The sequence below is a fragment of the Paenibacillus sp. JT31N7 genome (assembly GCF_059692095.1).
Map to the genome: position 1 here is coordinate 854739 of NZ_JCAUAT010000003.1, position 14393 is coordinate 869131.

The following is a 14393-nucleotide window of genomic DNA, read 5'->3' on the forward strand; positions in this document are numbered from 1 at the left end:
TTTATCCTAACCCACATGGATGTGCCTACTTCCCAGAACGGAAAATATGAGACATAATTAATCGTGTAAGTCGAGATATTTTCGTTGAGAAGGGAAGAATTCAATCATGGCAACAGTCCTATACATTACGGCTCACCCGCACGATCACCAAACTTCTTACAGCATGGCGGTAGGTAAAGAATTTATCGAGGCTTATCGCGAAGCGAATCCGGCCGATGAAGTCGTCGCCCTCGATCTTTATAACTCGGATATTCCGCAAATCGACGCGGATGTATTCAGCGGATGGGGCAAGCTGCGCTCCGGTTCCTCGTTTGACCAGCTTTCCGCTTCCGAGCAGGCGAAAGTTCAGCGTCTGAACGATATCGTGGAGCAGTACATTGCAGCCGACAAGTATGTTTTTGTATCCCCGATGTGGAACTTCTCGTTCCCTCCGGTACTTAAAGCCTACATCGATGCTATCTGCATCGCCGGCAAAACGTTCAAATACACGGAAAACGGCCCGGTCGGACTGCTGACCGACAAGAAAGCCATTCATATCCAAGCAAGCGGCGGCGTCTACTCCGAAGGTCCTGCCGCGAGCTTCGAGAGCGGACACAGCTTCCTGAACAAAATCATGCAGTTCCACGGCGTACCTTCTTTCGAAGGCATCTTCGTGGAAGGTGTGGCGGCTATGCCGGATAAAGCTCCGGCCATCAAAGAAGCGGCGATCGCCAAAGCGAAAGAAGCGGCGAAACGCTTCTAAACATCCTCCGGCCTGGAGCCGGAGCTGCCCGCCGGGAACTCCCCGGCCGGCGCAAAAAACCTCCGTTTCCCTGTCAGGGAAGGAGGTTTTTTTGCTGCGCGGGCTCTGCGGCTCGCGCAATGGGGCAGCCCGCGTCCGCGGCGGGTCGTATCCGCCGCTTGATGAGACGCCGCATCGCAAGGCGCGAACTGCACGCAGGGCGGCGCGCGCCTACCTGCGGGGCCGAGGCGTCCGCAGGCCGGGCGTTAAGGCCGCGCCGAAGCCGCCTGGCCTTCCGCGTTCGCGGCGGATTCGGCGTTCCGGTGCTTCATATGCTCGACATGGGCCGCGCCCCAGACGTGCATGGAGTGGAGGATCGGCTCCAGGGTCCGGCCATACGCCGTAATGGAGTATTCCACCTTGGGGGGAACCTGCGGATAAACGACCCGCCGGACGATGTCCTGCTCTTCAAGCTCGCGCAGATGCAGGGTCAGCATACGCTGGGTAATATCGGGCATCAATCTTCTGAGCTCGTTAAACCGGAGCGTATCTTTGCTGATTAAATGTTGAATGACTAAGGGTTTCCATTTGCCGACAATCATGTCGAGAGCCACGACCACTTTACACTGCTCGGGGATAATTTCCATGGGACGGCCTCCTTTCACGGTACCTTTTTTATTACTATAGCATATCTGCGCTTCTACTGCCTCGCGCCCTGTATATAAGACTGGATAGATGTGCACTTGACACCGTTATGCCGCGAACACTACAATGAGTAGTGGAAGGGGGCGGTCTCGTGAAAATTCATAATTTTAAAACGAACGAAAGCGGGCTTAACCGGTTTTTCGGCCCTCTGGAGGCCAAGATCATGAGTATTTTGTGGGACGGGCCCGAGATGGCGATCAAGGACGTCCAGCACGCGCTGGAACGAGAGAAGCTAGTGAACTTCAACACCGTTATGACGGTTATGAACCGGCTTTTGGATAAAGGAATCTTGTCGAAAAGAATGGACCGAAGAACGTCGCTTTACAGGCCGGTCCAATCCAGAGACGAGTTTCTCGAATGCCAGTCGAAAGAATTGACCCACGAGCTTATGGAGGAATTCGGATCGTCTCTGGTGGTCAACCATATGCTCGATGCCCTGGAAGAGGTGGATCCCATGCTCATTGAGAAGCTGCAACAGAAAATCCTGGATCTGCAGAAGGACAAGTAACATGTGGCAGTCCCGGTCCAGATTCATTTTCCGTTCGTCGGTTCTGATTGCGGGCGTTGTCCTGTTTCAGATGACCATGTATGCCCTGCATGTCCTGTTCGGCCTCAGAATCGGGTTTAACGTGCTGGATGTCTGCACCGAATGGATGCGTTCCAAAGGCATTCTCTCCATCGCTCATTTGCTGGATGCCTTTGTGATCGTCACGTTCGCGTACAGTTTGTGGCAAATCCTCCGGCAGTTCGTCTTGTCGCGGAGAATCTTCGCCAAGCTGGACGCATGCCGGCATACGAAGCTGTCTGCGGAGCTGAACCGGATGTATCCCGAAGCGCGGGGTAACATCGTCGTGGTCGTGTCGGACGAGCCGATCGCGCTGACGATGGGATTCGGCAGGCCGGCGGTCGTCCTGTCCACCGGACTCTTGAATATGCTGGAGGCGAGCGAGGCGGAGGCCGTTATCCATCATGAACTGCACCATCAGCAGACGGGAGATCCGCGCAGCATGTTCTTCCTCTCGTTATTGGCTTCGGTGCTGTGGTATCTTCCCGTACTGAAATGGTTCCACCACCAGTACAAAATCGCGCGGGAGATACTTGCGGACAATTACGCGATTTCGCGCCAAGGCTCTTCCCGCGATCTCGGCAGCGCCCTGCTGAAACTGCTCCGAAGAGGCGGTACGGTTGCCATGCCGTTCGCGTACGCATCCTTCGCGGATACTTCGATCAATTACAGAATCCGCAGAATTGTCGATCCGGAATCCCCGATTTCTTTCCGGCCGCCGCTTACGCCAACCATGATCTCCGGTTATGTTCTGGTCATGCTGACTTGGCTTTTCGTCCAGATATTGTTCTGAAAAATTTTTTTAAGCACAGACACTACGATTCGTAGTGTTCTTGCGACTATAAACACTACGCATTGTAGTGTAAAACCAAGGAGGAAATTAAAAATGAATTCAATGAACAAATGGCAGTATGGAGCGTTTATTTTACGGATTGTTCTCGGCTTGATCTTTCTCGTTCACGGTTATCAGAAGTTTGAAGGCGGGCTGAGCGGCGTTGCCGGTTTTTTCGGCAGTCTGGGGCTTCCCGGGTTCATGGCGTACGTGGTGGCGGTTATCGAGCTCGCGGGAGGCATCCTTATGCTGATCGGACTTGGAACGCGCTGGATTGCGGCGGCATTTGCCGTTATCATGCTGGTGGCGATCTTTACGGCGAAGCTGAGCCTAGGATTCACCGGAGGCTATGAGCTGGAGCTGGCGCTGCTCGGAATGTCCCTTGGGTTGTTCTTCACGGGCAAGCAATTTTTAGCGCTGGAAAATGTTTTTTCCCGGGGAAAAACGAACGCCCTGTAAATGCGGGTTGGCAGTGAGCTTCAATAACGTTTCAAACGTTCGGTATGTGCGGTCAGCGGCATGGCCATGCGGGCGTTCCGGCATAAATAAAGGTTTCGGGCGGCAGTTGACAGCCGGGCCGATTTACACAACGGAAAACACAGGGCTAACGGGCTCTGTGTTTTTTTTGACGGAAAATTTCAGGTTCCTGGGACACGGTGAAAAGAATTGTAAAGGTTTCGTAAATAAAATCATATTCAAATCGACGCTTCTGTTGTAAAATCGGAACTATGTTTCAAAAAGGCAGCAAAATTTGGCATAGCCTTTTAAGGGAAGCAGAGGCTGTTGTAAAATCGGAAGCGGCCGCCAACTTACCACCACAGAAGGGGAGAGACATCATGAAGGCAAAGAAAGCAGTAAGTCTGGCTGTATCCGCTATGCTGTTATTCGGAACCGTTTTCACAAGCGGTCAGGCTGCGGCGCAAACGGTTGAACAGGCTAAGCCCGACACCGAGATTTCCATCCTGGGAACGTCGGACATTCACGGACGTTTTATGCCGTGGGATTATGCACTGGACGGGCCTAACACGAACGGGAGTCTGACCCAGCTTTTTACCATGATCAAAAAAGTGCGTCAGGAGAATCCGAATACGGTTCTTGTGGATGCAGGGGACATGATTCAGGACAATTCCGCGGAGCTGTTTAACGACCAGCCGAAGTCTCCGATGATGGTCGCCATGAACGAAATGAATTACGATGCCTGGGTCATGGGCAACCACGAATTTAATTTCGGGCTGGACGTATTTAAAAAGATTACTTCGCAGTACAAGGGGCAAATGCTCGGCGGCAATATTTACAAAGACAACGGGGACAGATTTCTCCCTGCGTATACCATTATCGAAAAAGCGGGCGTGAAAATCGGCATTATCGGGATGGACACCCCTATGACTGCCGAATTTGAGAAGGGAACCGACCATCTGGACGGAATCCAGTTCAAGAATCCGGTGGAAGAGACGAAGAAAGCCGTAAAAGAGCTGGAAGGCAAAGTCGACGTAATGATCGGCCTCATGCACATGGGGATCGAGAACGAGAACGGCGTGCCGGGAACCGGTGTCGCGGACGTCGCCAATGCGAACCCGGAACTGGCCGCGATTTTTGCCGGACATATGCACAAGCTGGTCAAATCGGAGACCGTCAACGGGGTGCTCATCGCCGAACCGGACAAGTACGGCACTCATGTTTCCCGGATCGACCTGACCTTTACGGAGAAGGACGGGAAAATGGTCCTTAAGGACAAGAAAGCGGCCGCTCTTCCTGTTAAAGACGCAAGCGGGGTAACAGCCGTTTCCGATCCCGAGCTGGAGAAAACGCTGAAGCCCTTTCACGACTTCGCGCGGGCGGATGCCAATATCGAAGTGGCGCAGCTGAAAGGGATGAATCTCGTTCCGAAGAACGAGATTGAAGGCATTCCGAGCGTACAAATCCAGGAGACGCCTTTATCGGACTTTTTCAGTGAAGTGATGCTCCATTACAGCAAGGCCGACGTAGTCGCGCACCAGATTGACAACGACAAAGCGCGTCTGGATATCGGACCGATCAAGAAGAAAGATATCGCGTACAACTACCAGTTCGCCCTCGGCGAAATTACAGTTTATAAAGTAACGGGCAAAGATGTGAAAGATTACATGGAATGGGCGGTAGGATATTTCAATTCCACCCGTCCGGGCGACGTAACCGTTAGCTTCGACAAAAAACGCCGCGCGTCCAAGTACAGCACGAACGATTTCTTCGGCGGGGTCAAGTATGACATCGATTTGACGAAGCCGTACGGCAGCCGCATTACGAACCTGCGTAAAATGGACGGCACATCCATCCGGCCCGAAGACAACTTAAAGCTGGGCATGAACGCTTACCGGATGGACGCGCTGAAAGCGAAAGGCGGCGCTCTGGAAGGCCGCAAGTTCGAACAGCTCTGGTCATCGAAAGACGCGTCCGCATTCGGTGAGATGGGCGGAACGGTCCGCAGCCGCGCGATCGCTTACCTGAAAGAAGTGAAGAACGGGGTTTACGAGCCGAAAATCCAGGATAACTGGAAAATTATCGGCGTAGATACGACTTCTCCCGAGCGCGCCGATGTGGTGGAGCTGATCAACTCGGGCATCCTGCAGGTACCGAAGACGGAAGACGGCAAGTACACGAACGTGGAGTCCGTCAACATTCTGGCCCCGGTCACTACAGAAGAAATCGCGGCTCTCTCCGGAAAAGCCAAGGTGAGCGGCAGCCTGTTTGACGGTGTTCAGACAAAAGGTGAATTTTACCGCAAGCTGAACGCGGCGGTTAAAGCGGGCGGAAGCGGTGAACCGACCGCACCTCAGCCTAAACCGGAACCAAAACCGGAACCAAAACCGGAACCAAAACCGGAACCAAAACCGGAACCAAAACCAAAACCGCAGCCGGCCGTTAAGAAGCAGGCGCAAGTGACGTCCTACTTCCTGAATGTGCGGACAAAGGCTTCCGCGACCGCGAAAATTATTACCGCCGTACCGAAAGGTACGATTCTGAATGTGCTCGGCAGCAGCTATGGCTGGGTGAAAGTATCCTATAAAGGAAGCATAGCTTACGTTTACGGCGAGTATGTGAAAATGCTTCCGTAAAGAACCACGTGCAAGCAGCAGTCCGGCCTATGGCCGGGCTGTTTTTTATGAGCATCTGGCGCAGCCCTGACGGATCTCATGAGAAGGGAAGGCGTCTATCCGTCCTCCCCGCCAACTCCTTTTACTCCGGGATACGATGCGGTCGGGTGATTGACGAAGCCGGACCGGACGTGCAACAATTTTCGGTAGAAGATTCCGCCGCCGTATTTTACGAGGGGACGCAAGGCTGCTCGGCTTATGTGTACGTCCGGAAGGATGAGCTTCTGCGGGTTCCGAGATGGGTGTGGAGAAACCTTTGAAACCGGCGGGTCAAGCTGCCGGAAGAACCTATCACGCGTCTGGAAAAATAAGGTAATCGGACTGGAAGCGGCAAACAGCGCCGCGGCCGGCAAGCGCTCCTATTACCCGACTAAAACCGGAAGGAATCAAGAGCAGCGGGAAACCGTGGGTCCGCCCGGAACGAATAACGGGCTGATCCCCAAAGCCTGCTTGTCTTTTGCGGGCACCTGCAAGATAAAGTAACAGCGACTAGAAGAAAAAGGAGCGGATTCCCTTGAAAATCGTCATTGCGCCGGATTCCTATAAAGGCAGCCTGTCCGCCAAGGAAGCGGGGCTTGCCATGGAAAGGGGCGTTCGACTGGCAGGTATTGGGAACGTCGCCACCTCCGTTATTCCGATGGCGGACGGCGGGGAAGGGACCCTGGAATGTCTTGTCGAAGCGGCAAACGGACAGATGATCCAAACGGTCGTGAGAGACCCGCTGGGCCGGGAAATTTCCTCCGTCTTCGGAATTCTAAGTGACGGCAGGACCGGGGTCATCGAGATGGCGCAGTCGTCGGGGCTCTATCTGCTGGAAGAATCCAAACGGAACCCGCTGCTGACGTCCACTTACGGATTCGGGCAGTTGATTCTGGCGGCGCTGGATCAGGGCTGCCGCCATTTTATACTCGGCCTGGGCGGGAGCGCCACGAACGACGGAGGAGCGGGGATGCTTCAGGCCCTGGGAGTGGACCTGCTGGACAGCGAAGGCAAGGTTCTCGCGGCCGGTGCCGGGGGAGGAGCGCTGGGCGAGGCTGCCGGAATTTCCGCGGGGAACCTCGACAAGCGGCTGGCCGACTGCACGTTTACGCTGGCGTGCGACGTATCCAATCCCTTCACGGGTCCTTCCGGCGCCTCGGCCGTTTTCGGGCCCCAGAAGGGGGCTTCGCCGGACATGGTCGACCGGCTGGAGCACAACCTCGCCCGCTTCGCGGATGTGATTCGGGATGCAACCGGCACGGCCCTGCACGGGATGCCCGGAACGGGAGCGGCGGGCGGTTTGGCCGGGGGCATTCTCGCCTTCTTGAATGCCAGGCTCGAATCGGGCTTCTCGATCGTCTCCGCGGTGACGGGACTGGAGGAGGCCGTCAAGGGGGCGGATCTGGTCCTGACCGGAGAAGGCCGGATAGATGCCCAGACGGCCGGAGGCAAGACGCCGGCCGGAGTCGCCGGGCTGGCCGCGAAGCACGGCGTGCCCGCTGTAGTGCTGGCCGGGTCTGTCGGCGAAGGAATCGAGGAGCTTTACGGGCAGGGAGTCACGGCCGTGTTCAGCCTCGTAAACGGGCCGATGTCCCTCGGTGAGGCCATGCGCCGCACTCCGGAGCTGCTGGAACAGACGGCCGCGCAGGTCATGCGCGTTTTCGCCTTCAGGAAGTAAGCGATGCTTCCGGCGCCGCTTCCGGATTGTGCCGCGGAGCTTTCTCGCCGGCATGGAATACTTTCCGTGTCAGCTCGATAAAGGCCAGCAGAGGCGGCGTCATCCATTTGTCCTTGTGCCAGGCGATCTGGGTGAATAGCGCGTCCTCGGGCGCTTTCCAGGCCAGCTCGGCCAGCTTCCCTTCACGCAGGTCGGCCGCTACAACCATGCCGGGCAGAATGGCGATTCCGAGGCCCGACATCACGCACTGCTTGATGGCTTCGATGCTCGCAAACTCGAATTTGTTCAGCGGATAGACAGATACGGAGCTGAAGGACCTCTCCAGAATAGTCCGGTAGGAACAGCCGGCTTCCGTCAGCAGGAACGTTTCGTGCTCCAGTTGCTTGGGCGTTATGTTCCGCACATCCGCAAGCGGATGATCGGGCGAGGCCACGATCTTGAGTTCCTCGCGGATCAGCGTTTCGATATGCAGCGCTTCCCTCGGCTTGCAGCTGTCCATAATAAACGCGATATCCAGTACGCCCTCCAGCAGCTGCTCCCTGGCATGAGCATCCGAATTCGAAGGCCGGAACACCAGCTTCACGTTCGGGAACCGGGCTTTGAATTCTTTGAGCAAAGCGGGAAGACGATACGTGCACTGGCTTTCCTGGGCGCCGATTACAAGCGTTCCGGCCTGCTCTTCGTCCCCGCGGACGGCCTGTTTGGCTTCTTCCGTCAGGGTAATGATTTTATCGGCATACGATTTAAACTGGCGTCCCGCTTCCGTTAGAACGAGCCGTTTGCCGAGCCGTTCGAACAAGGGAACTCCAAGCTCGGATTCCAGAGCTTTAATTTGCGCGGTCACACTGGATTGGGCGAAGTTAAGCATCCGGGCCGTCTGGGTAAAGTTCAGGTTTTCGGCGGCCGTTTTAAACGTCAGAAGCTGTTTGGTTTCCATCGCTGCATCTCTCTTTCATCGAAATTATTGATTGATATAATCAAAATAATCGGCTTTGTTGATCGTTCTCTTTATTGTAAAATGAGAGGGCAGTGTCCGGCAAGGCCTGAAGGCACCGGAACAATTCGCTAAATGAAGCGAACGAGGCATCCCCCCCGCTCGCACTGCGGACGGGCACGAGCCTGCCGACATATCGAACCGAGGAGTGAACGCAGCCATGTCAATCGCAGTAATTTACGGGGGAACCCGCCCCGACGGAAATACGGAGCAGCTGACGGAGGAAGCCGTGAAAGGCCTGACAGCCGACCGGATTCAGCTTAACGGTTATACGATCCGGCCGATCATAGACGGGCGTCATGCGGAAGAGGGGTTTCCGGAGATGAACGACGATTACAAGGAAGTGATCGACCGGGTGCTCGCCGCCGATGTTCTGATTTTTGCGACCCCGGTGTACTGGTACAGCATGTCGGGAATCATGAAAAACTTCGTGGACCGCTGGTCGCAGATGATGAGGGACGGGGACTATCCCGATTTCAAAAAAACGATGGCCGCCAAAAAAGCCTACGTCATTGCCGTCGGAGGAGACCTGCCGGAAATCAAAGGACTGCCGATGATTCAGCAGTTTCAGTATATTTTCGACTTTATGGGCATCCGCTTCGAAGGTTATATCCTCGGCAAAGGAAATAAACCGGGCGATGTCCTTCAGGACGCGGAAGGAATGTTTGCGGCGGAGCGGCTTCGAAACAAGCTGGCGGCGCTGCAATAAGAAAGGCACGTAGTATGGCGCAGGCGGGAGCATCGGAGGAAGACAAGACGGTCTGAAGAGGGATACAGCCGAATACGCATCGATAGCCGGTCCGTTCTATGCGAAATGACCGGTTATTCGCGTTCCGGGCGTTTGCGGCAAGCCGAAATCGCCCCGGCGGAAAACGCCACAAAGCATGTCGGTTTAAGCGGATGCCCCGGTATCACACATTGAAGCGCCTCCGCAAACGCCGGAAAGCCGAAGTATCGCCACGACGGCAAACGCCGGAAAGCATGTCGGCTTTATGCGGCCGCCCGGCACCACTCGTCTTGAAGCGCCGCAGCAAGCTCAAAAGACCGAAGTTTCGCCTCGCGGCGGCAAACGCCGGAAAGCCGGTCAGCTCTAAGCGAGCGCACAGGCTTTCCGCCTTTCAGACGAACAGGCCCAACCGGCTGTTCAGCGTCTTCTCCAGCTCCTCCGGGGCCAGCGGCCGCTTGCTTTTGACGTCTCCGGCCGTTTCGATCAGCTGGTCGCCCGAAATCGTTAACCGACCCGCCGCAGTCGCTTTTGTCGCCAGCAGCTTCTGCGTAAAATGAGACTCGGGCGACGTCTGGTTGAACGTGCACGCTTCCGCAAAGCTTTCCAGCGAGCGGGGCGCCGTCGAGAAGCGGTACAGCGTGTTCCAGACGCTGTCCTCACCTTCCCGCTGGAGATCGTACAAGCCTTCGGCTTCCGGTACTTTCGCGGCCCGGTAGACGCCGCTTACATCCTGCACGGGCGTCCCGTCCAGCGGAACGGGAGAGCGGGCGGAGTCGCCGAATCCGACATCGACCAGGTACGATTGGTCCAGCTCGACCAGTATGGTCGCATGGCTTTCCCGCATCCCCCACGTTCCGTCCGGCTTGCCGACGGTAGCCGCAATGAGGCGCACCGTGAAACCAAGCTCCTTGAGGAGTGTGCTGAAAAGTCCGTTGAGCTCGTAGCAGAAGCCTCCGCGGCGGCGCCCGATCACCTTTTCATAAAAGGAAGCGATATCCAGCGTGATCGGTACTTGACGGATTACGTCCAGATTTTCAAAAGGCACGTGCAGCATATGCTGACGCTGAAGCTCCTTAAGGGCAGCCAGATCCAGCTTGGCCGGACGGCCGATGTGAATTCTTTTCAAATAAACCTCGACATTCATACAAGCACCTCCTCCAAAGGCAAGAGTCCGACTGATTGTTCTCTTCAAGACTACCTCCTTATTGAAAGCCACACAAGTACCACTGGAAAAAACTAGGTAAAAAAGGAGCGGGTAACGAAATCACCGCCCGCCGCAGCGCATACGGACAAACACGGGTTGACATTTTGCCGAAAATGCTGTAAAAATGGAATATCTGAAAATGAACCCGAGAAATTCATTGACGAGAACGAGTACGCTGATCCCTTGTTCCCCAGAGAGTTGGCCGCGCGCTGAAAGCCAATGTACAAGAATGAGCAGAAAATCCTCTCCGAGAAGGAAAGCTGAAGCAGGCAAGTAAGCTGACCCGGGATCCCGCCGTTACAAGGGACGCGTATGATCGTACGCAGATGAGGTGCCGCTGAGCTTTTATCAACAAGGCTTTGGCGGAAAAAGGGTGGTAGCGCGAGAACCAATCTCGTCCCTTACGGGGCGGGATTTTTTTGTTGTCTTCAGAACGAAGCCGAAAGGATGACGGAACATGAATAAAGTGGATGTCAAAGAAAAAGCGAGAACCCGCGAGCTGCGCGTTCTTAACCAGTGGAGGGAGGACGATACGTTCCGCCGTTCGATCGAGAACCGGGAAGGAAAGCCGAACTTCGTCTTCTATGAAGGTCCGCCTACCGCGAACGGCAAGCCGCATATCGGGCATGTGCTCGGCCGGGTCATGAAGGATTTTATCGGGCGCTACAAAACGATGTCGGGCTACCGTGTCGTCCGCAAGGCGGGCTGGGATACGCACGGGCTTCCGGTCGAGCTGGGCGTAGAGAAGCAGCTGGGCATTTCGGGCAAGCAGGAGATCGAGGAATACGGCGTGGCCAAGTTTGTGGAAACGTGCAAGAACAGCGTGTTCGAATATGAAAAGCAGTGGCGCGAGCTCACCGAGGCCATCGCTTATTGGACCGATATGGAGCATCCGTATGTGACGCTGACGAACGATTACATCGAGAGCGTCTGGCATATCCTGTCAACCATTCACAAGAAAGGGCTTCTGTACAAGGGCCACCGTGTCAGCCCGTACTGCCCGGATTGCCAGACGACGCTGAGCTCGCACGAAGTGGCGCAGGGCTACGAGGATGTGAAAGACCTGAGTGCCACGGTCAAGTTCAAGAGCAAAGCGGCGGACGAATATTTCCTCGCATGGACGACGACCCCCTGGACGCTTCCGGCCAACGTGGCGCTGGCGGTAAACAAGGATCTTGACTATGTCAAAGTGAAGCATAACGGAGAAGTGTACGTGACGGCGCAAAATCTCGCCGAGAAAGTTTTCGAAGGCAAAGCGGAAATTCTTTCCGTCCACAAAGGAGCCGAGTTCGTCGGAACTCCTTACGAGCCGCCTTTCGGTTATTTGAACCTGAACAAAGGCCATCTGGTCGTAGATGCCGAGTATGTCAGCGATGCGAGCGGAACCGGGATTGTGCATATCGCGCCCGCGCACGGGGAAGACGACTACCGCACCACACGCCAGCATGGGATCGATTTCGTCCATGTCGTGAAGCAGGACGGCACCTATTCTTCGGAAATCACCGATTTTGCGGGCCGGTTTGTGAAAGACTGCGACGTGGATATCGTGAAAAAGCTGTCGGAACGCGGTCTGCTTTTCGCCAAAGAACGTTATGAGCACAGCTATCCGTTCTGCTGGCGCTGCAAGTCACCGCTGCTCTATTACGCCATGGAAAGCTGGTTTATCCGCACGACGGCGGTCAAGGATCAGCTTATCGCGAACAACAACGAAGTGAACTGGTATCCCGGCCATCTCCGCGAAGGCCGTTTCGGAAAATTCCTGGAAGAGCTGGTGGATTGGAATATCAGCCGCAACCGGTACTGGGGAACGCCCCTTAACGTATGGGTATGCGGGGATTGCGGAGAGGAATTTGCTCCGGGAAGCCACCGTGAACTGCGTGAGCGTGCCGTCGATCCCGTGGACGAGAACTTGGAGCTTCACAAGCCGTACGTGGATGACGTCAAGCTCCGCTGTTCGTGCGGCGGGGTGATGGAGAGAACGCCGGAAGTGATCGACGTCTGGTTCGACAGCGGCTCGATGCCGTTCGCCCAGTATCATCATCCGTTCGGAGACGAGAAAACGTTCGGCGAGCAGTACCCCGCGGATATGATCTGCGAAGGCATCGACCAGACGCGCGGATGGTTTTTCAGCCTGCTGGCGGTTTCGACGCTGTACAACGGCCGGGCGCCGTACAAGGCGGTCATTTCAACGGGCCACGTGCTGGATGAGAACGGGCTCAAAATGTCCAAGAGCAAGGGCAATGTCCTCGATCCGTGGAACATCGTCGAAGAATTCGGAACGGATGCGTTCCGCTGGGCGCTTCTGTCGGACAGCGCACCGTGGAACAGCAAACGCTTCTCCAAACAAATCGTGGCGGAAGCGAAATCGAAGATCGTCGATACGATTCATAACACGCATGCGTTTTTTGCCCTGTATGCCGATATCGACGGGTTTGATCCGGGTTCGTTCGAACGGAAGCCGAAACGCAATGAGCTGGACCGCTGGATTTTGTCGCGGCTGAACAGCACGCTCGCAAGTGTCGTCAAAGGACTGGATGCGAACGACTTCCTCAACCCGGCCAAGCAGATCGAGGTGTTCGTGGATGAGCTGAGCAACTGGTACATCCGGCGTTCGCGTGACCGTTTCTGGGGAAGCGGCATGTCCGAAGACAAAGTGGAGGCGTATCAGACACTGCACGAAGTTCTGCTCACGCTTGCTCGGATGATCGCACCTTACGCTCCGCTGATCGCGGAAGACGTATACGGCAATCTCGGCGGCAAAGGCAGTGTGCATCTGACCGACTATCCGAAAGCGGACGAAGCCGCCATCGACACCGCGCTGGAAAGCGAGATGGAGACGGCGCGGCAGATCGTCGAACTGGCCCGCAGCATCCGCAACGAAACGGCGATCAAGACCCGCCAGCCGCTGTCGGAGCTTTTGATTTCGCTTGACCGGGAGTTCGCGCTGGACCGTTTTGAAGCGATCATCCAGGAGGAGATCAATGTGAAGCAGGTCCGTCTTGAACAAAGCGATGCCGGTTTTGTCCAGTTTGCTTTGAAGCTGAACCTGAAAGCGGCCGGCAAAAAATACGGCAAATTGGTCGGTCCCCTGCAAACGTACCTGAAGAATCTTTCTCCTGAAGAAGTTGCCGCAGCGGTCGGCCTGGGAGTTCTGGATACGGAGGTTCAAGGGGAAAGCGTGCACCTGACCCTGGATGAGCTGCTCGTCGAAAAAACGGCAAAGCCAGGGTTCGCTTCCGCATCCGGCTACGGACTTACCGTCGCCCTGAATACGGAAGTAACGGAAGCGCTCAAGCAGGAAGGGGCCGTCCGTGAGGTCGTCCGGGCCGTGCAGGACTACCGCAAAAAGCTGGATTTGCCGATTGACCGGCGCATTAATCTTGTGCTGGATGCGGATCCGCAGCTTAAAGAGGCTTTGCATCGTTATGAAGAGGTTCTCCGCGATAACGTGCTGGTAAGTACGATCCGTTACGAGAACGCGGATGACATGGAGGAAATCGTCCTCGGCGAGGCCACCCTGCGGATGCGAGTGGAATAAATCTCGCGTGACCTCCCGTAAACGGGTGATTGCTTTGCAAAACTCACGGCTTTTGCCGTGAGTTTTTTTACTTTACGGCGGGTCAGACTTTCGTCGCGACTCTGCTGGTATTTTCACGGAATAGACCCATAAAGAAAGAGCTGGAGATAAAATCGAATAGGCAGCCTATTTGATTGGCTATTTTCGGCTATCTGATACAGATGGAATCGCAATAGGAAAATAGCGTGTACTTCGATGAAATGAACGGTCAACTACATGAGAAAATCTGAGTTTTCAGCGCTTATTCAATGATACGGTTCTCAAGGGATTCCTTTTTCTT

The 14393-nt window shown here is 55.3% G+C and carries 11 protein-coding genes and 1 other annotated feature; of the genes, 8 read left to right on the forward strand and 3 right to left on the reverse strand.

Features of this window, described 5'->3' with window-relative positions:
• Positions 1-106: 106 nt before the first annotated feature.
• Entirely contained in the window at positions 107-742 is a 636-nt protein-coding gene (locus AC58P5_RS18440; RefSeq protein WP_497389011.1) for an FMN-dependent NADH-azoreductase, read from the forward strand.
• A 245-nt stretch (positions 743-987) separates the two neighbouring features.
• Here AC58P5_RS18440 and AC58P5_RS18445 read toward each other — a convergent pair whose 3' ends face one another.
• Entirely contained in the window at positions 988-1368 is a 381-nt protein-coding gene (locus AC58P5_RS18445; RefSeq protein ID WP_497389013.1) for a winged helix-turn-helix transcriptional regulator, read from the reverse strand.
• A gap of 149 nt (positions 1369-1517) precedes the next feature.
• On the opposite strand from AC58P5_RS18445, the gene AC58P5_RS18450 reads away from it, so the two are divergent.
• The 5 genes from AC58P5_RS18450 to AC58P5_RS18470 all read left to right on the forward strand — a co-directional run bounded on the left by AC58P5_RS18450 (position 1518) and on the right by AC58P5_RS18470 (position 7611).
• Positions 1518-1934, forward strand: a complete 417-nt coding sequence (locus AC58P5_RS18450) for a BlaI/MecI/CopY family transcriptional regulator (protein ID WP_497389015.1) — start codon at positions 1518-1520, stop codon at positions 1932-1934.
• 1 nt (position 1935) lies between these two features.
• Positions 1936-2784 (forward strand): M56 family metallopeptidase, encoded by an 849-nt coding sequence (locus tag AC58P5_RS18455; protein ID WP_497389017.1) that lies wholly within the window; start codon positions 1936-1938, stop codon positions 2782-2784.
• Between the two features lie 93 nt (positions 2785-2877).
• Positions 2878-3282: a DoxX family protein gene (locus AC58P5_RS18460; RefSeq protein WP_497389019.1), complete on the forward strand. Its 405-nt coding sequence runs from the start codon at positions 2878-2880 to the stop codon at positions 3280-3282.
• Positions 3283-3659: 377 nt separating this feature from the next.
• The gene (locus AC58P5_RS18465) at positions 3660-5915 is read left to right on the forward strand and encodes a 5'-nucleotidase C-terminal domain-containing protein (protein ID WP_497389021.1); all 2256 of its coding nucleotides are present in this window, start codon (positions 3660-3662) and stop codon (positions 5913-5915) included.
• A gap of 553 nt (positions 5916-6468) precedes the next feature.
• Positions 6469-7611 carry a glycerate kinase gene (locus AC58P5_RS18470; protein WP_497389023.1) on the forward strand — a complete coding sequence of 381 codons (1143 nt, stop codon included), beginning with the start codon at positions 6469-6471 and terminating at the stop codon, positions 7609-7611.
• Here the strand turns inward: AC58P5_RS18470 and AC58P5_RS18475 are convergent.
• Positions 7601-8548, reverse strand: coding sequence for a LysR family transcriptional regulator (locus AC58P5_RS18475; RefSeq protein ID WP_497389025.1), 948 nt, complete (start codon positions 8546-8548; stop codon positions 7601-7603). The genes AC58P5_RS18470 and AC58P5_RS18475 overlap by 11 nt on opposite strands.
• Before the next feature lie 217 nt (positions 8549-8765).
• Here AC58P5_RS18475 and AC58P5_RS18480 point away from each other — a divergent pair, with 217 nt between their 5' ends.
• Entirely contained in the window at positions 8766-9314 is a 549-nt protein-coding gene (locus AC58P5_RS18480) for a flavodoxin family protein (RefSeq protein WP_497389027.1), read from the forward strand.
• Positions 9315-9723: 409 nt separating this feature from the next.
• Here the strand turns inward: AC58P5_RS18480 and AC58P5_RS18485 are convergent, their stop codons facing one another.
• Positions 9724-10476: an arylamine N-acetyltransferase family protein gene (locus AC58P5_RS18485; RefSeq protein ID WP_497389029.1), complete on the reverse strand. Its 753-nt coding sequence runs from the start codon at positions 10474-10476 to the stop codon at positions 9724-9726.
• A gap of 208 nt (positions 10477-10684) precedes the next feature.
• Positions 10685-10941 (forward strand) — a binding site (T-box leader).
• Positions 10942-10993: 52 nt separating this feature from the next.
• Here AC58P5_RS18485 and ileS point away from each other — a divergent pair.
• Positions 10994-14074, forward strand: a complete 3081-nt coding sequence (gene ileS / locus AC58P5_RS18490; RefSeq protein ID WP_497389031.1) for an isoleucine--tRNA ligase — start codon at positions 10994-10996, stop codon at positions 14072-14074.
• Positions 14075-14393: the final 319 nt, after the last annotated feature.